The organism is Microbacterium sp. NPDC089320 (genome assembly GCF_040684875.1).
Lineage (GTDB): Bacteria > Actinomycetota > Actinomycetes > Actinomycetales > Microbacteriaceae > Microbacterium.
The window spans coordinates 66,814-85,605 of sequence record NZ_JBFBGY010000005.1; the positions used below are offsets into that span (position 1 = coordinate 66,814).

An 18,792-nucleotide genomic window follows, 5' to 3' on the forward strand; every position below is an offset into this window, starting at 1 on the left:
CCGATGCGCACCAGGCCTCTTTTGATATATTAGATATTCAGATTTCTTCGGGTTAGCATACTTGCATGCCAGTGCCCACGACGCCCGCGCGGATGCCGCGGAAGCTCTTGCGTGACCAGATCTACGACACACTTCTCGATGCGATCGTCTCCGGCGAGCTGGCAGCCGGGGAGCCGATCAACGACAAGCAGCTGGAGACCTGGCTCGGGGCATCGCGCACGCCGATCCGCGAGGCGGTGAATCGACTGGCCGGAATGGGTCTGATCGAGGTACTCCCCCAGCGCGGCACGCGCATCGCCCCGCTGGACGCGACGCGGTTCAGCGAGGAGATGGAGATGCTGGGCGTCGTCTACTCCGCGGCTGTGCGCGAGGCAGTCGCGCTGCTCACGGAGGGGGATCGAGCCCGCATCCGCGAGCTGCACGAGCGCGTGAGCGGGACGAAGAACGCCCTCGAGCGTGCGCGGATCGTGGATGCGCTGATGAGCGTGTTCATCGACCGGTATCGCAACACTCTCATCCAACGCATTCGCGAGAAGTCCGTTCCACACGTCACGCGGATGATCACTGCACGGCCCGGCGCACTCGACGCGACCGCGACCACCGCGGCCCTCGATGCGCTCGCGACCGCGACGGAGGCGGGGGATGCCGATGCGGCGGCCGCGGCCGCACAGGCGTATTTCACTGCCGGCGCGGAGAGCGTGAGGGCCCGCGACGCCGCTGAGGTCGAGGCCGGCTCGGGGGTCGAGGCTGCCTCGCGGCCTGAGGGCTCCGAGATCGGTCCCTCCACACCCGCACACGTGAGCGAGATCGTCTGATGCCCGCCGCCGACACACCTCACCTCCGCCGCCTGCTGCGCGACGAGGTCTATGACACGATCCTGGGCGCGATTCTCGACGGCACTCTCGAACCCGGCGAAGTGCTGCACGACGAGGAGCTGATGACGTGGTTGGGGTCATCCCGCACGCCGATCCGCGAAGCCCTGAATCGCCTTGCTGAGGAGGACGTCGTCGAACTGGTGCCGCACCGACACACACGCGTGGCCCCCATCGACCTGGCCGCCATCAATGAAGGGCTCTTCGTCACCGGTACGATCCACGAGCATCTGGCTCGCACGAACACCGCGAATCTGACCGACGAGCAGATCGATGAGCTGGAACGGCAGCTGGGATTGGTGAGCGATGCAGTGGAGTCCGACGACGCCGCGGCTCTCGGTCGGGCGATTCGCGGATACTTCCTCGTCGTCGCTCAGGCTTCGCCGAACTCAGTGCTCCGGGCCAAGGCGGAGACCCTGTCACTCAAGCTCGCGCGTTTTCTCGCCCCTCGAGAGAACCTGCGAACACCGCAGGAGGCGCTCGAGTTCCTGCGCGGCATCACCGCCGCGGTCAAGGACCGCGACGGTGACCGTGCCGGCGATCTCATCCATGAGTTGCACGCGACCACTCGCAGCAACTTCATCGACCACTTCCGGAAGCCCGACTCAGAGGACTGACCGCCGAAGCGCGAGGGCGTGCACGAATAGCTGAGCCGCCGAGGGCAGAGGGCAACTCAGATCCGCATCGGAGCGCGCCGAACTGCGGTCGGTGCGGGGAGGCTGAGTCGTGGTGTGCGCCACAGTTGGGCGGGGTCCCACCAGTTCGGTCCGCGGACTTCGGGCGACCCCGCGTTCATGCGGATCTCCCACCCGGAGGTGCCGAGGGAGCGGTGGTGCCACCAGCACAACGGAACACCGTTGTCGGTAGTCGTCAGCCCGCCGCGCGCATGCTCGGTCACATGGTGGATCTCGCACCAGGACGCGGGAACGTGGCATCCGGGGATGAGGCATTCCTTGTCGCGGGCGATGATCGCGCGCCGCTGATGCACGGTGAACACCCGGTCGGTGGTACTGATCCCGATGATGCGCCCCTCATCCATCAGCACCCGCTGGATCACCCCGGCGCATGCAGTCTGCGCGGCGACCGAGACCGGCACGTGCGCACCGGACCCGGGAATGGTCGCCCACCCACCGTTACTCGCGCTCAACCCGGCGGCAGCACCGAACGAAGAGCCGCCCGCGTGATGGGCGAGGTCTTTCGCGTCGACGGTGACGACGAGAACCGGTGATGCGCCACCGAGTGTGGGCATGTCCGTGTGGCGGGCGGCGATCGCGAGAGCGGCGGTGAGAGCGTCGTGGCGTTTCTGCGCCGCGGTGCGGTCATCGAGCACGGACCGCGGATCGGAGTTGAACGGATCCGCGTCTGGACTTCCGTCCTCGGAGGCGGCTGCATCGGCGCCGTCGCCGGCGTCCTCGCCTGCATCGGTCGGGGTGAAGTGCACGCCGGGCAGGGGCGGGCCGTCGCCTTTGGGGTTGAGGAGTCCGTCGATGATGAGCTGCAACTGCGCGGCAGCCTCCGGGGTCAGATACCCGCGGATCGCATGCACCCCGTTCCGAAGCCGACCGATCGTGATGCCACGCTTACGCCGCGCCTCCTCATCCTTGGGTTCTTCCCCATCCGGGTCGAGCATCGACGCGAGATCCTCCCCGAGCGCTTTCAGGTCCTGCGTCGTCGGCGACGGCCCCGGCGCATCGGCATCCGCATCCGCGCTCGCATCCGGGTCCGGGTCGTCCGTGTCGAGGCCGTGCCCGCGCGCGAACCCCGCCAAGGCGACATCGGCCGCCAACCGCTGATCCACCCTCAATCGGTCCCATACCCGCTCGATGGGACCCGTCGCCGCCAGAAACCCCGCGACACCGATCACCCCGTCCAGCAACGCCAGACGCATCTCCGACCACCGTGCCGGCATCCGCTCCCCCGCCAGACTCACCGGCCTGCGCACCAGATCCACCACCCGGTCCACCCGGACCGCACCCCGCACATCCACCCCGACCGTCCGCTGCACCAGCTCGTTCATGCCCCGACACCCCGCCGAATGCGGAAAGTCACCGGGATCCCCGGTCGCGATCGTCTCCACGATCACCGCCTCCGCCCGCCGAAACGCCGCCCCCGCCCCCTGCAGCACCGCGACCCGGTCCGCGTCGCTCAACCCCGCCAAAGCATCATCGGACAGCACCGCATCAAGGTCGGCGATGACCCGATCCAAAAGCTCCGCAGTGCTGTTCATACCCCACAGTCAACCCGGCACCACCGACATTCGCCCCCCGAAACCAGCCCGATTTACCCCAGATCAGACCACGTATTCCAATCTCCCGGAATGCCGCGCAGAGGGAGAGGAAGAGAAGAAGGAGAGGAACAGAACGACGGAGACGAACAGAACGACGGAGACGAACAGAACGACGGAGACGAACAGAACGACGGAGACGAACAGAACGACGGAGACGGACAGAACGACGGAGACGAACAGAACGAAGGCGAGGAACAGAACGAAGGACAGGAAGGAAGGAAGCGAGACGACGAAACGAAGAAACGACGAGAAGAAGAGACGACGAGACGACGAGACGACGAGAAGAGAAGAGAAGAAGAGACCCCCGGCGATCGACGTGAGCCCCCGAGAGAACGGCGTCCCCCGGAGGCTCGTCGACGTCAGTCCGCGAAGGTGGCGCCGTCGATCACGAAGCGATAGCGCACGTCAGAGGCGAGCACCCGCTCATAGGCCTCGTTGATCTGCGATGCGCTGATGACTTCGATCTCGGCGGCGATGCCGTGTTCGGCGCAGAAGTCGAGCATCTCCTGGGTCTCCTGGATTCCGCCGATGTTCGAGCCCGCGAGCGACCGGCGTCCCCCGATGAGCGACGAGACATTCACCGAGAGCGGTTCTGCGGGGGCCCCCACGCAGACCATCGACCCGCCCACGTCGAGCAGACCGAGATACGCGCGAAGGTCGACGACCGCGCTGACCGTGTTGAGGATGACATCGAACGACCCGCGCAGCGAACGGAACGTCTCGGGATCGCTCGTCGCGTAGTAGTGATCGGCACCGAGGCGAAGGCCGTCGTCCTTCTTGCTGAGCGTCTGCGACAGCACGGTGACCTCTGCTCCGAGAGCGTGGGCGATCTGCACGCCCATGTGACCGAGTCCGCCGAGACCGACGACCGCCACGCGGCTGCCGGGTCCGACGTTCCAGTGACGCAGCGGCGAGTATGTGGTGATTCCCGCGCAGAGCAGAGGCGCCGCGACATCGAGTCCGAGGGCGTCGGGGATCCGCACTGCGAACGATTCGGTGACGACGACCTGCTCCGAGTACCCGCCCTGCGTGACCGTGCCGTCGCGGTCGGTGCTGCCGTAGGTGAAGATCGCACCGTTCGAGCAGAACTGCTCGTCGCCGCGGAGGCAGTTGCGGCACTCCCCGCAGGAGTTCACGAGACATCCCACGCCGACACGATCGCCGACCGCATGCTTGGTGACATCCGAGCCGACGGCGGCGACGGTGCCGGCGATCTCGTGTCCGGGTGCGAGCGGGTACTGCTGCGGTCCCCAGTCGCCCCGCACCGTGTGGATGTCGGAGTGGCAGATGCCGGCGAAGGCGATGTCGATGAGGATGTCGTTCGGGCCGAGCTCGCGACGCTCGATGACGGTCTTCTCGAGCGGTGCGGCCTCGCTGGGCGCGGCGTATGCGGTGACACGGGTCATGTCAGACTCCTCTGGTCGGTGCGGATGGGCCAGATCGACATTAGCCGCGCCATCCTCTGCGGCACCTGATCGCGAACGACGAAGGCCGGGACCATGATGGTCCCGGCCTTGGCCGTGCGGGTGCGCGGACGCCTCAGCGCTTCGCGTTCTTCTTCAGCGTCTTCTCCAGCACGGGCGCATCACCGGATGCTGCGAGCGCCGCGTAGTATTCACGGGCCTCGTCCTGTCGCACGCGCTCGGCACCGGAGGCGATGGGCGCGCGGACGTGCTCCGGCTCGTACCCGAACGCGTCGACCAGGTCGAGCGCATACGGGCGGAGCCTGGCGCACAGCCGGTCGATGTACCGCGACACCGCTGCGGCGCGCTGGGTCGAGAGGCGCCCGTGGATCAGATGCCAGGCGAGGTGCTTCTCGATGAGCTGCAGACCGAAGAGGTCGCGCAGCCACGTGAGCACCTTCTTCGTGTCGGCGTCGTCGACGCGGTGCACGGCATCGGTGAATGCCTCCCACTGCAGCAGCTCGCCGTGCGCCCGAGCCGCCTCGATCAGTTCGGCCTGGTTCTCGTTGAACAGCTTCGCGCCGAGGACCTTGTCCTTGCCGGCAGGACGCAGACGACCGGCGATGTCGGCGACCATCTGCTGCACGCGCTCGGCGAGCAGCTGGTGCTGCTGCTCCTCGCGCAGGCCGTTCTCGACCGAACGCGAGACCTGACCGAGGTCGACGACCGACTGGCCGAACTGCCGGAGACCGGCGCCGTGGAACAGCTTGCCCGCTGTCATGCCGACGGCGAACTTGGCCAGAGCCGCGGCATCCTTTCCGGTGAACTGCTTGGCGTAGTCGGTCAGCAGGCGCTTGCCGACGAGCTGGAGCAGCACGTTGTTGTCACCCTCGAAGGTGACGTAGATGTCGAGGTCGGCGCGAAGCCCCACGAGGCGGTTCTCGAACATGAAACCCGCTCCGCCGCACGCCTCTCGGGCCTCCTGAAGCGTGTCGAGCGCGTGCCAGGTCGACAGCGGCTTGAGGGCTGCCGCCAGGGTCTCGAGGTCTTCCCGGTCGTCGGGAGTGTCGATGCGACCCGAGAACACGCCGTCGAACTTCTGCAGGAACTCGTCGTGCGCGAAGATCTGCGCGTACGTGGTCGCCAGGCGAGGCAGCAGGCGACGCTGGTGCTTGCCGTAGTCCATGAGCACGACCTCCTGGCCGTCGGCTCCGTCGAACTGGCGGCGCTGCGTCGCGTAGGTGATCGCGATCTTGAGGCCGAGAGCCGAGGCCCATGACGCTGCTCCGTCGAGCGAGACCCGGCCCTGCACCAGGGTGCCGAGCATGGTGAAGAAACGGCGACCGGGGCTGTCGATCGCGCTCGAGTAGGTGCCGTCGGCCGCGACATCGCCGTACTTGTTCAGCAGGTTGGTGCGGGGGATGCGGATGTGGTCGAAGCTCAGGCGCCCGTTGTCGATGCCGTTGAGTCCGCCCTTGAGGCCATCGTCCTCACGACCGATGCCGGGAAGGTCGACGCCGTCCTCGCCACGCAGGGGCACGTAGAAGCAGTGCACACCGTGGTTGACGCCGTCGGTGATCAGCTGAGCGAACACGGTCGCCGCCACGCCGTGCAGCGCCGCGTTGCCGAGGTACTCCTTCGTCGCGCCGCGGAACGGCGTGTTGATCACGAACTCCTCGGTGCTCGGGTCGTATGTCGCGGTGGTGCCCACGGCGGCGACGTCGGAGCCGTGTCCGATCTCGGTCATCGCGAACGCGCCGGGGATCGAGAGGTCCATAACCCCGGGGAGCCACTTCTCGTGGTGCTCGGCGGTGCCCAGCTGCAGGATGGCGGAGCCGAACAGCCCCCACTGCACTCCCGACTTGATCTGCAGGCTCGGATCGGCGACGACGAGCTCCTCGAAGCCGGCGATGTTGCCGCCGTTGTCGTCTTCGCCGCCGAGGGACGTGGGGAACGCCCGGTGCACGGCCTTGTTCTCGACGAGCAGGTGCAGCTGGCTCAGCACCCGTTCGCGATGCTCGTCCTTGCCGAGCGCGTCATCCCTCCAGAACGCCGAGTCCTTGATCAGCTCGCGCGCCTCACGGCGGGTGTCGGCCCAGGTGCCCATCAGCAGATCTGTGACCCGGGCGACATCGAACCGCAGGTTCGCATCTGCGCTGTCGGTGTGCGGGCGAGTCGTCTTCGGACGGACGGCGGCGTCGACCATGAGCGTTCCTCTCAGAGGGAAGTAGGGATACGCCCATGGTAGGTCTGCCACAACCAGGAGCGAACTGCTGTGTGCGCAACCTCCAACGAAGTGCGGCCACGCCCGCCGGTCGGATTGTCGTCAGACCACAGTCTCGGTCTGGCTGCACGCGGAACGCCTATCCGGCGACACGACGAGAACCGCCCGCAGACAGACGTCTGCGGGGCGGTTCAGCGCGGGAAGCGGGGTTACAGAGTGAGCCCGTGACCGAACCGGAACAGGGGATCCGCAGTGTCGAACGGCACGTCCGGGCGTGAGGCGACGACAGCGGCCATCGACCTCGGCAGATCGAACGGCAGCGCGCCCCGTGCGCTCGCGACGCCGCTCAGCACGTCGAGCAACGCCGCACCGGAGACACCCCAGTTGACGGTCACGGCCGCCGCGGCGGCGACGATCGGCTCGAGGATCGGCGGTCGATCGGCGAGCACGTCGACCACGGTCGGCACGGCTTCTGCGATGGTGCGGACATGCGCGATCACCTCGTCGGAGAACTCGAGCGACCCCGCATGGAAGAAGTTCTCGAAGGTCGTGCCGCGCTGCTCGAACGGCGCCTGCAGGCGGAGGATCGCCAGATCGGCCTGGTCGGGGGCCGGCACGACCTCACCGTAGGCCGCTGCGACGGCCGGTTCGATGCCCTCGACGTAGACCTTGATCCCGGCGGCGAAGGGCAGAGCGCCGTCGTTCGTCAGCACCGTGACGGAGGCGCGTTGGGCCGCCTCCCCGGCCGCGCGGAACTCGGCGCGGCCGACGATCTCGTCGGCCGCGTCCTCGTCGACGAACGGGTTCTCGAAGAGCCCGAGCTCGAACTTCTCACGCAGGATCCGCCGAGCCGAGACGTCGAGTCTCTCCTCCGAGACCGAGCCGTCGGCGATCAGCTCGAGCAGCAGCTCCGGGCAGTCCTCGCCACCGAACTGATCGACGCCTGCGTCGAGCACCTTGCGCATGCGCTCCCGCGGCGTCAGGTCTTCCACGCCCCAGGCACGAGCGGGGAACGGCTGCCCGAAGATCTCGGCGTCGTTGATCAGCCCCCAGTCAGTGCAGACCAAGCCGTCGAACCCGAATCGCTCGCGCAGCAGTCCGGTGATCACCGACCGATTGAAACCGAACCCGACCTCCTCGTACTCGGTGCCGACCGGCATGCCGTAGTACGGCATCATCTGACGTGTCCCGGCGGCGATCGCCTCCTCGAAGGGCCCGAGGTGCAGGTCGAAGGCGCCGCCCGGATACACCTGTTCGCGACCGTACGGGAAGTGCGGGTCCTCTCCGTCGAGCTGCGGGCCGCCCCCGGGAAAGTGCTTCGTCATGGTCGAGACCGATCCGGGGCCGAACGACTCGCCCTGGAACCCGCGGATATATGCCGCTCCGAGAATGCCCGACAGTTCGGGGTCTTCTCCGAAGGTCGCGGTCTGCCGTGCCCACCTCGGCTCGGTCGCGAGATCGACCTGCGGGTGCAGGGCCACGCGAAGGCCGACTGCCGTATATTCCTGACGCGCGATATCTGCGAACCGCTCCACCAGATCGGGGTCGCGCGTGGCTGCGAGCCCCAGGGTCTCGGGCCACTGCGAGAACGGCCCGGCGAGGATCGACGCCCCGGGGTTCTCACTGAACGAGTGTCGCGGGTCGGTCGACAGGGTGACGGGGATGCCGAGCCGGGTCGACGACGCCAGCCTCTGCAGCTCGTTCTGCCAGGCGGCGATCTCGCGCCCGGTGGGCGCCGCCCCCAGCAGATTGAAGTGCGTCATGTTCTTGACGTCGATGAACTCGCGGGCGCTCGGAGTGCCGAAGATCGGGTTCGCCTCATCGAGGTCGCCGATCGCGATCATGGTGTGGAAGAACAGGCCGGCCTTTTCCTCCACCGTCATCTCATCGAGAAGGAGCTGCACCCGCTCATCGATCGGCAGCGCAGCGTCGAGCCACGGTCGGGCGGTGGTCACGTCAGTGTTCGTCATGGTCACTTGACTCCCTTGATGCGGTAGACGAGAACGGCGCCGGCGAGAGCGACGAGCGCCCCGAACAGGTACCAGGTGGTGTAGCCGCCGAGGGGAGTCGCGGCGCCGAGCGCGATGATGCTCGGGGCGATGGCCGGGGCGATCGACTGCGGAAGAGCGTTGGCGATGTTGAGCACGCCGAGGTCCTTCGCCACATCGTCGGGGTTGGGCAGCACCTCGGTGGCGAGCGCGAGATCGACCGAGAGGAACGACCCGGCACCGAGGCCGATGATCGCCTGCGCGACGATGACGACGGCGATCGAGGGCGCGATCGCGAGGATCACGAGCCCCACCACCATGATCACACCGGCGATCGCGACGAACGGACGGCGCTTGCCGATCCTGTCGGAGAGGAAGCCGCCGAGCGGCGCGGAGATCGCCATCGCGGCCATGGAGGCGAGGTTGGCGATCAGGATCGTTCCTACAGCACCCTGCTCGTCGAGCTGGAACCTGGTCACCAGGTAGAGCGGCAGGAAGGTGGCGATGCCGGCGTAGCCGAACATCACGAAGAACTTCGTCAGCCAGGTCCAACCGAAGTCGGGGTGCTTGCGGGGGTTGAAGACGAACGACCCGAAGAACGTGCCGATCGTGAAGCGCGTGGCCGGCTTCTCGGTGAGACGGCGGTCCTTGAGGGTGAGCACGAACACGATCACGAGGATCAGCGCGATCGCGCCGGGAACGACGAAGCGCTCGAAGTCACCGGGGAGGAAGTTCACGATGAAGCTGCCGGCGAGGATGCCGATGGGGGTGGTGATGCCGACGATGCCCGACACCTTGCCACGGCTGGACACGGGAACCTGGTCGGGCAGCGTCGCGTTCGCGGCCGCGAGCACGGCGTTCATCGACGCCTGGACAAGGCACCATGCCAGGAGCACGACGAGCACCGACGTCGCGGCGCCGATGATCACGAAGCCTCCGAGCCCGACGATCGCGCCGCCGAGGATCCACGGACGCCGCATGCCCCACTTGGAGGTCGTGCGGTCGGAGAGGCGCCCGACGAGCGGGTTCGCCACGAGCGCGAACGCGGCACCGACCCCCATCACGAGTCCGAGGCTCGCCTCGGTGTTGGTGGGGTCGAGTCGCTGGATCTTGAAGGCCATCGACACCATCACGGGGGTCAGCAGCGCGAGATAGACGCCGAAGTTCACGGCGGCGAGTCCTGGAGTGTAGCCGCGGGGGGTCTTCAGCGGGGTGGTGCCCGGCACTTTGACGCCGGTGGTACCGATGGCAGCCGCGGTGGCGGCCGATGACAGCTCTGTCACGGGGGGTCCTTTCGGGCAAGGTTCGCCGGGCATCTGCGACCGGACTGAGGATGATAATACCGGAATATCGACCGTTTGGTAAGTGAATCTCTACCGATTGGTAATGATAGAGAATGAGGGGGAAGGGGGATCGATGACGACAGCAGCCACGACGGGCTCGCGCCAGGCGCGCGCCGCCGCCACTCGACAGCGGATCATCGATGCCGCGCGGGACCTCTTCGTGTCGAACGGCTACCGCTCGACCTCGTTGCGGGACATCGCGGCCGCCGCCTCGGTGAGCCACCCCGGACTGCTCGGACACTTCGCCTCGAAGGACGACCTGCTCGCCGAAGTCGTCGCGGGGTTCGAGGAGGACAATGAGAAGGCATTCGACCTGATCGCGGCCGCATCCGATTCCGGAGAGCTGATCTTCGCCGACGTCGCGCGGCGCAACGCACGCACGCCGGGCTACCTCGAGCTCTTCGCCGCGCTCACCGGCGAGGCGTCCGCCGCGGGGCACCCGGCGCACGAGCGGATGCGTCAGCGGTACGCGCGCCTGCACCGCCTCAGCACGGACGTTCTCGACGACGCTGCACTGCACGGGACGATCGGCGCAGACCGTGACGTCGCCGAGGAGTCGGTGCGTCACAGCGCGGGCTGGGACGGTCTGCAGCTGATCTCCCAGTACCTGCCCGATCGAGTCGACGTGGTGCAGATGCTCGAGGAGCGCGAGTCGCTCTGGGCACTGCCCTACGGGTGGCGAGACGCCGACAGCCCCGGCCCGGCAGCCACGGCCGCGGGCCCCCTGCCGCCTGTGTTCGGCGCGGAGCCCGCAGCCGACGACTCACCGGGATACGAGGTGGGACGGCGCCGCCGCGCGCAGATCCTCGCCGACGCCTCCCGCCTGTTCTCACAGGGCGGATATGGGGACACCAGCCTCCGGGACATCGCCCAGGCGGTCGGCGTCTCGAAGTCCACTCTGCTGCATCACTATCCGTCGAAGGAGCTGCTGCTGAGCGCGGTGCTCTCGGAGCGCGACAGCGCGATCCGCATGCGCAGCGAGTCGACCCATGTCGAGCGAGCGGCCGACGCACTTCGCGCGATCCCGCTCGGTGCACGGGTGAGCGCACTCGACGAGCCCGGCCTCATCGAGGTCTACGCCGTGCTGTCCTGCGAGGCGGTGCCGGCCGTGCACCCTGCGCACGACTACTTCACCGCGCGGTTCTCCCAGGCGATCGACTACTTCGCCGAGCTGTTCCGCCTTGCCCGCATCGACGGGGACCTGCCCGAGCATCGCGACCCCGAGCACGAGGCGATCTGGCTGGTCGCCCTGTGGGACGGCCTGCAGTACCAGTGGCTCTACGACCGCGACGCGGTGGATGTCGGTGCCCACTTGCGCGCACATCTCGCGGATGTGCTTCCGACCTGAGCGGCGCGCTCCCGTGCGGTGCGGCGGGGTGCGGCGGGGTGCGGCGGGGTGAGGCGCGTCAGCCTGCGGCGATGACGGCCAGCACACCCTCGCCGTAGGCATCGCGCTTCTTGGCCCCGATCCCCGTGATCCCGTCGAGATCGGCCAGCGAGGCCGGACGATGCTCGGCGAGCGCGCGCAGCGTCGCATCGCCGAAGACGATGTATGCCGGAACGCCCTGCTCGCGCGCCGTCTCGGCTCGCCACGCGCGAAGCGCCTCGAAGAGCGGACGGTCGGACTGATCGAGCGCATCCGCGGCGCTCGCCTTGCGTGCGCGAGGCGATGAGGCGGGTCGCCCGATCGTGTCCTTGCGCAGCGGCACCGCGGTCTCGCCCTTCAGCACACCGGCCGACTGCTCGCCCGGAGCGAGCGTGCCGTAGTCGCCCTGCGCCACGATGATCCCGCGCGCGAGCAACTGGCGGACGACGCTGCGCCAGTCCTGATCCGACAGGTCGGCGCCGATGCCGTAGGTCGCGAGCTTCTCGTGTCCCTGCTGACGGATGCGCTCGGTCGAGGCTCCGCGGAGGATATCGATCAGGTGCCCGGCACCGAAGGCCTGGTTGCGCTCCCGCTTGAGCCGCACGATCGTCGAGAGCAGCTTCTGTGCCGGGATCAGGCCGTCGAACGTCTCTGTTTCGTCGAGGCAGGTGTCGCAGTTGCCGCACGGCTGCGAGTCCTGCCCGAAGTAGCCGAGCAGGTTCTGGCGGCGGCATTCGACCGTTTCGCACAGCGCGAGCATCGCGTCGAGGTGCTGCCCCAGGCGCATCTTGAACGTGCGATCGCCCGGGCTCTGGTCGATCATGCGGCGCTGCTGCACCACGTCTCCGAGGCCGTATGCCATCCACGCGATCGAGGGTTCGCCGTCTCGACCCGCACGACCGGTCTCCTGGTAGTACCCCTCGACGGATTTCGGCAGGTCGATGTGGGCGACGAACCGCACATCGGGCTTGTCGATCCCCATGCCGAAGGCGATCGTCGCGACCATCACGACGCCGTCCTCGCGGAGGAAACGCGACTGATTGGCGGCCCGCACTTCAGCCGGAAGACCCGCGTGATAGGGCAGCGCGTCGAACCCCTGGGCCGCGAGGTAGGTGGCGGTCTGCTCGACCGACTTGCGGCTGAGCGCATAGACGATGCCGACCGAGCCCTCGGGCTGCGCGCGGATGAACGAGACGAGCTGCTTGCGCGGATCGACCTTGGGCACGATCCGATACTGGATGTTCGGGCGGTCGAAACTGGCGACGAAGTGCTTCGCCCCCGCCCTTCCGTCGGATCCGTCGAGACGCAGGCGCTCGGTGAGCTCCTTGTGCGTCGCCCGGGTCGCGGTCGCCGTGAGGGCCATGCGCGGGACTCCAGGGAACCGCTCGCCCAGATCTCCGAGCGCGAGGTAGTCGGGGCGGAAGTCATGACCCCACTGCGACACGCAGTGCGCCTCATCGATCGCGATCACACTGAGCGTGCCGCGCTGCAGAAGCGCCGTCGTCTGCGGCGAGGACAGCCGCTCGGGGGCGACGTAGATGAGATCGAGCTCTCCGGCGACGTACGCCCGTTCGACCTCTCGCCGCTCGTCGATCGCCTGCGTCGAGTTGAGATAGGCGGCCTTGACGCCGTTGGCACGGAGCGCGTCGACCTGATCGTGCATGAGAGCGATGAGCGGGCTGATGACGAGCCCCGTGCCCTCGCGCACGAGAGCGGGCACCTGGTAGGTGACGCTCTTGCCGCCGCCGGTCGGCATGAGCACGACGGCGTCGCCGCCCGAGATGACCTGATCGACGATCGCGGCCTGATCGCCGCGGAACTCGTCGTAGCCGAAGACCGTGTGCAGCGCCTCCGCCGCAGACGCGTAGCGGCTGGGCGCGGCCCGCCGTGCGGTCGGCGCGGTCGCTCCCGGAGCAGAACGCACTCCCGGAGCAGAACGACGTGCGGATGCCGATCCGACCGGCGTCACGGGCCCCTGTCCCCAGTCGAGCGGCGGCTCGTACCCCGCCCCCTGGGGCTCCCAGTCCATGGGCTCGGGTGGCTCGGAGGGCTCCCACCCTGCACCGTCCCACGGCTCGTCGGCGTAGGGCAGATCCTCGTAGGGGTCACGGGGAGTCTGCGGCATCCCTCCAGCGTAACGACCCCCGCCGACGTCGGCCGCGCCTGTGGAGACTCAGCGGGCGTAGGTTTGTGGCAGACGCCCGAAGGAGCCCCCGATGACCGACATCACCGTCACCCGCAACGACGACGCCTCGCGCTATGAGATCCGCTCCGATGAGACGCTCGCAGGCTTCGCAGAGTTCGAGCTGCGTCCGGGCGCGATCCGCTTCATCCACACCGAGATCGACCCCGCGTTCCAGGGCCAGGGGCTCGCGGGGATCCTCGCCGAGCGCGCGCTGACCGATGCCTCGGCATCCGGCGATGCGATCGTGCCGCTGTGCCCGTACATCGCGAAGTACCTGACGACGCATGAGATCCCCGGAGCCGAGATCCGCTGGCCGAAGCGGCCGGGCGCCGCGTCGACGGAGGCGTGATGATCGGCGAACGACGCATCGTCCTCGAACCGCGTGAGGTGCCGCTCGGCGGGGTGCGCGGGATGAACGTGCTGCGCGTGCTGCCGCACCGCAATCTCCCGACCATCGGGGCGTGGTGCTTCCTCGACCGGTTCGGCCCCGCCGACACCAGGATGCGCGTCGAGCCGCACCCGCACATCGGGCTGCAGACCGTGACCTGGCCGCTGGTCGGGGAGATCCGTCACCGTGACTCGCTCGGCAGCGATGCCGACCTCCGCAGGGGTCAGCTGAACCTCATGACCGCCGGAAACGGCATCTCTCATTCGGAGTACTCGATCGGCGACGACCCGATCCCGCTCGATGCCCTGCAGTTCTGGGTGGTGCTCCCCGAGACCGCGCGCCACGGTGCCGCCGGGTTCGAACGGCACACCGACCTCCCGCAGGTGTCCCTCCGCGCCGACGAGGGAGATGACGCCACGGCCACCGTGGTCCTCGGCGAGTTCGCCGGCACCTCATCGCCGGCCACCGTGCACACCCCGATCGTCGGCGCCGAGATCCGGATCCCCGCGGGTGCCCGCGTGCGCGTTCCGCTGCGACCGGGATGGGAGCACGGTCTCATGCTCGTCGAGGGTGACGCCGTCGTCGCCACGCACGGCATGACGGCGAACGACATGCTGTACCTCGGCGACTCGAGGGATGCGGTCGAGGTGTCCAGCGCGCAGGGGGCGCTGCTGTTCCTCGTCGGCGGCGAGCCCTTCGAGGACGAGATCGTGATGTGGTGGAACTTCGCCGGACGCACCCACGAGGAGATCGTCGAGGCGCGCACCGAGTGGGAGGCGGCCTCCGCGCGATTCGGTGTCGTCGACGGGCACGATGTGCGCATCCCCGCCCCGCCTCTTCCCGACGTGCGACTGATGCCGCGCGGTCGGAAGATCTGACGCCTCCCGCGACGCGGCGAGCCCCCGCGACGCGGCGCCCCGCACGCGACAGCGCCCCGCACTCCGAAGAGCACGGGGCGCCGTCGCTGATCGCTACTGCGCGTCGACCGTGACGATCGTGCGCACCGCGGACTCGCCGTACTGCACGAGTCCGAGGTAGCGCGTGCCCGCGGTGAGGCCGGTCCAGCTCAGCTCGTAGCTCGTCGCCTGGCCGCGAACGGCCTCGATCGGGTTCGGGGTCGCGGTGAACGCGCCCTCGTCGTCGGGCTGCACGTTGGCGTAGGTCATGTCCCACGTCGTCGGAGCCGACGTCGAGTAGACGTTCGCGACCACCAGGTAGGTGCCCGGCGTCGGAGCGGGCAGTGTGACCTGCTCGTCCGCCGAACCCGTCGCCGACTGCCAGCGCTCGTAGTAGCGCAGATCGTCGGCGCTCACGACCCGATAGACCGTCAGGTCGAGGTCGCTGCCCGTGTCATCCGACGAGTCGAGGTCGAAGCGCGAGAGCGTCGTGCCCTCGGGCACGTCGACGATCCACGACACGTCCTTGTTCTCGTCGCCCGATGCCTCGTCGCCCGAGTGTCCGACCACGCGTCCGTCGGGGTCCTCCAGCAGCGTGAACGGGGTGAGCCCCGACAGCCCGAGCGCGAGCTCGCCGTCGACGCCCGGGGTGATCTCGACGGCGGTCGACCCGTCCACTCCCGTGCCCTCGACCTCGGCCGGTGCGTCGGCCGTCACGGGGAACACCGCGATCGGCGAGCGCACGGAGTTGGTCTTGCTCGTCCAGGTCAGCGATCCGGTCGCCCACTGCTCGACGGGAGCGCTCTGGTTGTCGAACGTGACCGTGTAGGTCGCGGTCTGACCCGGCTTCGTGAACGTCAGCGTCGACGGCTCGACGGTCACATCGACGCCGGGCAGATCGACGGATGCCGTGAACGTGCCCTTCTCGGTCGCCGTCACGGTGCGGGTGACGGTCTGCGCGCTGGCGAGCGACCCGATCGAGAACGACGCGACGTTGAGGTCGCTGCCGTCGATCGGCTCACCGGGGAAGTCGGCCAGCCCCTTGCCCTCGAGGAACGCCACCCAGTCGGGCACGTCGTTCAGGTACAACAGACCGGGATTGAAGTACCTCTTCGGGTCGACCTGGCCCGCGCCCTGCTGGAACGGATCCCTGTTCGCCGAGCCGTCGGGGTTCACGGTGTCGTACGCGGTGGTCATCATGGCCGACTTGATCTCGGCGGGCTTCGCGTTGGGTCGCTCACCGAGATACAGAGCCGCGAGACCGGCGATGTGCGGAGACGCCATCGACGTGCCCGACAGGATGCCGAAGGTCGGCGCCTCTCCCGGCGCGTTCTGCGTGGCCGCGAGGATCGCGACGCCGGGGGCGGCGATGTCGGGCTTCATGATGTCGCTGCCGTCGGCCAGCATCGGGCCGCGGCTCGAGAAGCCGGCGATCTGCGGCACCGGCGTCACCACACCGGTCGTGTTCTCGCCCACGAGCGTGATCGGACGGTCGACTCCGCCCTGCACATAGGCGAGCACGGCGGCGCGATGCACGGACGAGAGGTGCACGGTGGGCACGGCGTGGAAGTCGTTGTCCAGCGAGTCCGCGCCACCGGGCACGTTCACGAGCACGACGCCCATGCCGCCGGCATCCTTCACGACCTGCGACTTCTCGGCACGGGCGTTGCCGCCGCGGTCGCAGACCACGATGTGTCCCGTGACCTTGGCCGCATCGAGCGACCCCGGCAAGCACAGCGCGGCATCGGCGGCGGCCTGTCCGGCAGCTGCCGCGTCGCCCGCGTAGATCGACGGTCCGGTGACGGTCGTGCCGAACGGCACGCTCACCGAGGCGCCGGCCTGGGCGAAGCCGTCGAACTGCACGGTGCCCTCCCACGTCGGGATGGTCGATGCCGCGACCGTGGTGTACCACGGGGAGGCGTGGTCGGCGGTGACGGAGTCGGGTCCGTCGTTGCCGGCGCTGGTGGCGACGAAGACGCCCGCCGCCGCCGCGTTGAAGAATGCGATGTCCTCGGGGGCGAGCACGGTGGATGCCGCTCCGCCGCCGATCGAGTAGTTGATCACGTCGACGCCGTCGGCCACGGCCTGGTCGATGGCCGCGATCAGGTCGCTTCCCGCGCAGATGTCGTCGGTGGTGACGGCCTCATCGGGTCCGACGTAGCACGCCTTGTAGGCCGCGACCTTGGCTCCGGGTGCGACCCCCGAGATCCTGCCGAAGTCGACGTCCTCGATCGATGCCTTCACCCCGAAGTCGCCGGCCGCCGTGCTCGCGGTGTGCGAACCGTGGCCGTCGCCGTCGCGCGGCGAGAGGTAGTCGTACTGGAAGTCGAATCCGGCCGCCTCGGCGCCCTTGTAGAAGTACTGGGCTCCGATGAGCTTCGACGAGTAGTCGCTCTTGTCCCACTCCTGAGCCTCGACCATCGTGCCCCGGAACTGACCGCCGTCGGACTTGTCGAAGTAGACGAAGGTGCCGTCGGTGTACGGCTGGCCACCCTTGTGGCGCTTGTCGTTCTTCGGCTGCTTCTTGAGCTTCTTTCCCTCGAACGAGGGGTGCTCGGGAGCGATGCCGGTGTCGATGACACCCACGACCACGCCCTCGCCGGCCTTGTCGACGCCGCCGGTCTGCTGCCAGACGCCGCCCCGTCCCTTCTTGTCATCGCCGAGACCGAGGAAGTCGGTCGAGGTCTGCGCATCGGGGTGACGGATGAAGTCGGGGTAGACGTCGTACACGTCCTTCGACGCACGCAGCTTGTCGACCTGCTCGCCCGTGAGCTCGGCGCTGAAGCCGTTGAGCACCACCTGGTAGCTGATCTCGGGAGTGACTCCCGCCTCCTGCGCGACCGTCTGCTGCTCGGCCTCGAGGTGCTGCACGTAGCGCTGCGAGTCCTGGGACTGCGTCTCGAGCTGCTCGCCCTCGGCGGGCTTCGTGGCCTTGAGGCCGTTGACGTCGCCGGTGTAGCTCGCGAGCGGATCGGACTTCAGCACGACGATGTAGTGACCGGGCGTGCCTTCGACCGGGGTGGGGTCTGTCACCTCCTCCGTGCCTGCATAGCCTGCGGTTGCCGTCGATGCGATGAACAGCGTCGCCAGGGTGGTGGCCGCTGCCATCCGGAGGGGTGTTCGACCCATGTGCTTCTCCCGATGATCACGGTGCGACTGCGTTGCCGCACCGCCGTTCAAGCTACGCCCGGCTTCCGGCCACACACCAGGGTCGGGGTATATTCCTGGCCGAACGGCCAGCCGCTTCGCCGATGGTCGACAGTAGGCTGGAGGAGTGGCCCCCTCCCCCGTCCTCACGACCCGTGTGCTGCTGATCTGCGCGGCGATCGGCGTCGCGACGGGCATCCTCGGGGGGATCGCCGGGCTCATCACGCCGGTCGTCATCGCCGCCGCTCCGTACCTCTACGGACTCGTCCTCGGATCGCACGTCCTGCCGGGGATCATCGCCCAGGAGGTGCTGCGCCGCCCGTTCGTGGCCCTCGTCACGCACGTGTTCGCCGCCCTCATCTCGAGCGCGTTCAACCCGGCCTGGACGCTGCGTTTCGTCGGCACCGCGCTGCTGTTCGGGGCCATCCAGGAGGGCATCGCCGCGCTCACCCGCTATCGCTCGTGGGGGCCGTGGCGGTTCTTCATCTCTGCGGCGATCATCGGGGCGATCGTGGCCGTCGTGGTGTTCTTCGCCGTCGACCTCGCGACCTTCGCACCGTGGGCGCAGGTCTCGTATCTCGTGATCTCGGTGCTGGGTCCGATCGCGTGGACGGCGGCGGGACTCGCGATCGGCTCGTCGCTCAGCCGCGCAGGCGTCGCCCGGCGCTGATCGACGCACCCGGCGCCGTCACT

13 protein-coding genes are annotated in these 18,792 nt (G+C 68.4%); 6 read left to right on the top strand and 7 right to left on the bottom strand.

Annotation, left to right across the window (positions count from 1 at the left end; translation table 11 throughout):
• Positions 1-65: 65 nt before the first annotated feature.
• Together AB0N61_RS14385 and AB0N61_RS14390 are read left to right on the top strand one after the other, a co-directional pair.
• Positions 66-815, top strand: a complete 750-nt coding sequence (locus AB0N61_RS14385; RefSeq protein WP_363365029.1) for a GntR family transcriptional regulator — start codon at positions 66-68, stop codon at positions 813-815.
• Positions 815-1,489: a GntR family transcriptional regulator gene (locus AB0N61_RS14390; RefSeq protein ID WP_363365030.1), complete on the top strand. Its 675-nt coding sequence runs from the start codon at positions 815-817 to the stop codon at positions 1,487-1,489. The genes AB0N61_RS14385 and AB0N61_RS14390 overlap by 1 nt, the downstream gene beginning before the upstream one ends.
• 56 nt (positions 1,490-1,545) lie before the next feature.
• Here the strand turns inward: AB0N61_RS14390 and AB0N61_RS14395 are convergent, their stop codons facing one another.
• From AB0N61_RS14395 to AB0N61_RS14415, 5 genes are all read right to left on the bottom strand, one after another.
• On the bottom strand, positions 1,546-3,099 hold the full coding sequence (locus AB0N61_RS14395) for a DUF222 domain-containing protein (protein ID WP_363365032.1): 1,554 nt from the start codon (positions 3,097-3,099) through the stop codon (positions 1,546-1,548).
• Between the two features lie 419 nt (positions 3,100-3,518).
• Positions 3,519-4,565, bottom strand: a complete 1,047-nt coding sequence (locus AB0N61_RS14400; RefSeq protein WP_363365033.1) for an NAD(P)-dependent alcohol dehydrogenase — start codon at positions 4,563-4,565, stop codon at positions 3,519-3,521.
• 133 nt (positions 4,566-4,698) lie between these two features.
• The gene (locus AB0N61_RS14405) at positions 4,699-6,768 is read right to left on the bottom strand and encodes an acyl-CoA dehydrogenase (RefSeq protein WP_363365034.1); all 2,070 of its coding nucleotides are present in this window, start codon (positions 6,766-6,768) and stop codon (positions 4,699-4,701) included.
• 227 nt (positions 6,769-6,995) lie between these two features.
• Positions 6,996-8,756, bottom strand: coding sequence for a glycoside hydrolase family 3 N-terminal domain-containing protein (locus tag AB0N61_RS14410; protein WP_363365035.1), 1,761 nt, complete (start codon positions 8,754-8,756; stop codon positions 6,996-6,998).
• 2 nt (positions 8,757-8,758) lie between these two features.
• Entirely contained in the window at positions 8,759-10,057 is a 1,299-nt protein-coding gene (locus tag AB0N61_RS14415) for an MFS transporter (protein WP_363365036.1), read from the bottom strand.
• A 133-nt stretch (positions 10,058-10,190) separates the two neighbouring features.
• Between AB0N61_RS14415 and AB0N61_RS14420 the strand changes: the two genes are divergently transcribed.
• Complete coding sequence (locus tag AB0N61_RS14420; RefSeq protein WP_363365037.1) at positions 10,191-11,465, top strand: TetR/AcrR family transcriptional regulator; 1,275 nt, start codon at positions 10,191-10,193, stop codon at positions 11,463-11,465.
• A 58-nt stretch (positions 11,466-11,523) separates the two neighbouring features.
• On the opposite strand, the gene recQ is transcribed toward AB0N61_RS14420, so the two are convergent.
• A complete protein-coding gene (gene recQ, locus AB0N61_RS14425; RefSeq protein WP_363365038.1) occupies positions 11,524-13,608 on the bottom strand; it encodes a DNA helicase RecQ in 2,085 nt (694 codons plus the stop codon).
• A gap of 91 nt (positions 13,609-13,699) precedes the next feature.
• On the opposite strand from recQ, the gene AB0N61_RS14430 reads away from it, so the two are divergent.
• Positions 13,700-14,017: a GNAT family N-acetyltransferase gene (locus AB0N61_RS14430; RefSeq protein WP_363365039.1), complete on the top strand. Its 318-nt coding sequence runs from the start codon at positions 13,700-13,702 to the stop codon at positions 14,015-14,017.
• Positions 14,017-14,934, top strand: a complete 918-nt coding sequence (locus AB0N61_RS14435; protein ID WP_363365040.1) for a pirin family protein — start codon at positions 14,017-14,019, stop codon at positions 14,932-14,934. The genes AB0N61_RS14430 and AB0N61_RS14435 overlap by 1 nt, the downstream gene beginning before the upstream one ends.
• A gap of 93 nt (positions 14,935-15,027) precedes the next feature.
• Here AB0N61_RS14435 and AB0N61_RS14440 read toward each other — a convergent pair whose 3' ends face one another.
• Positions 15,028-18,060 (bottom strand): S8 family peptidase, encoded by a 3,033-nt coding sequence (locus AB0N61_RS14440; RefSeq protein ID WP_363365041.1) that lies wholly within the window; start codon positions 18,058-18,060, stop codon positions 15,028-15,030.
• A gap of 166 nt (positions 18,061-18,226) precedes the next feature.
• Here AB0N61_RS14440 and AB0N61_RS14445 point away from each other — a divergent pair, with 166 nt between their 5' ends.
• The gene (locus tag AB0N61_RS14445; protein WP_363365042.1) at positions 18,227-18,769 is read left to right on the top strand and encodes an ECF transporter S component; all 543 of its coding nucleotides are present in this window, start codon (positions 18,227-18,229) and stop codon (positions 18,767-18,769) included.
• Positions 18,770-18,792 lie beyond the last annotated feature (23 nt).

Bases quoted from the DNA above. Each gene is read 5' to 3' on its own strand.
- AB0N61_RS14405 (WP_363365034.1), bottom strand. From the start codon at position 6,768: ATGGTCGACGCCGCCGTCCGTCCGAAGACGACTCGCCCGCACACCGAC.
- AB0N61_RS14430 (WP_363365039.1), top strand. From the start codon at position 13,700: ATGACCGACATCACCGTCACCCGCAACGACGACGCCTCGCGCTATGAG.
- AB0N61_RS14395 (WP_363365032.1), bottom strand. From the start codon at position 3,099: ATGAACAGCACTGCGGAGCTTTTGGATCGGGTCATCGCCGACCTTGAT.
- AB0N61_RS14385 (WP_363365029.1), top strand. From the start codon at position 66: ATGCCAGTGCCCACGACGCCCGCGCGGATGCCGCGGAAGCTCTTGCGT.
- AB0N61_RS14420 (WP_363365037.1), top strand. From the start codon at position 10,191: ATGACGACAGCAGCCACGACGGGCTCGCGCCAGGCGCGCGCCGCCGCC.
- AB0N61_RS14435 (WP_363365040.1), top strand. From the start codon at position 14,017: ATGATCGGCGAACGACGCATCGTCCTCGAACCGCGTGAGGTGCCGCTC.
- AB0N61_RS14400 (WP_363365033.1), bottom strand. From the start codon at position 4,565: ATGACCCGTGTCACCGCATACGCCGCGCCCAGCGAGGCCGCACCGCTC.
- AB0N61_RS14440 (WP_363365041.1), bottom strand. From the start codon at position 18,060: ATGGCAGCGGCCACCACCCTGGCGACGCTGTTCATCGCATCGACGGCA.
- AB0N61_RS14410 (WP_363365035.1), bottom strand. From the start codon at position 8,756: ATGACGAACACTGACGTGACCACCGCCCGACCGTGGCTCGACGCTGCG.
- AB0N61_RS14390 (WP_363365030.1), top strand. From the start codon at position 815: ATGCCCGCCGCCGACACACCTCACCTCCGCCGCCTGCTGCGCGACGAG.
- recQ (WP_363365038.1), bottom strand. From the start codon at position 13,608: ATGCCGCAGACTCCCCGTGACCCCTACGAGGATCTGCCCTACGCCGAC.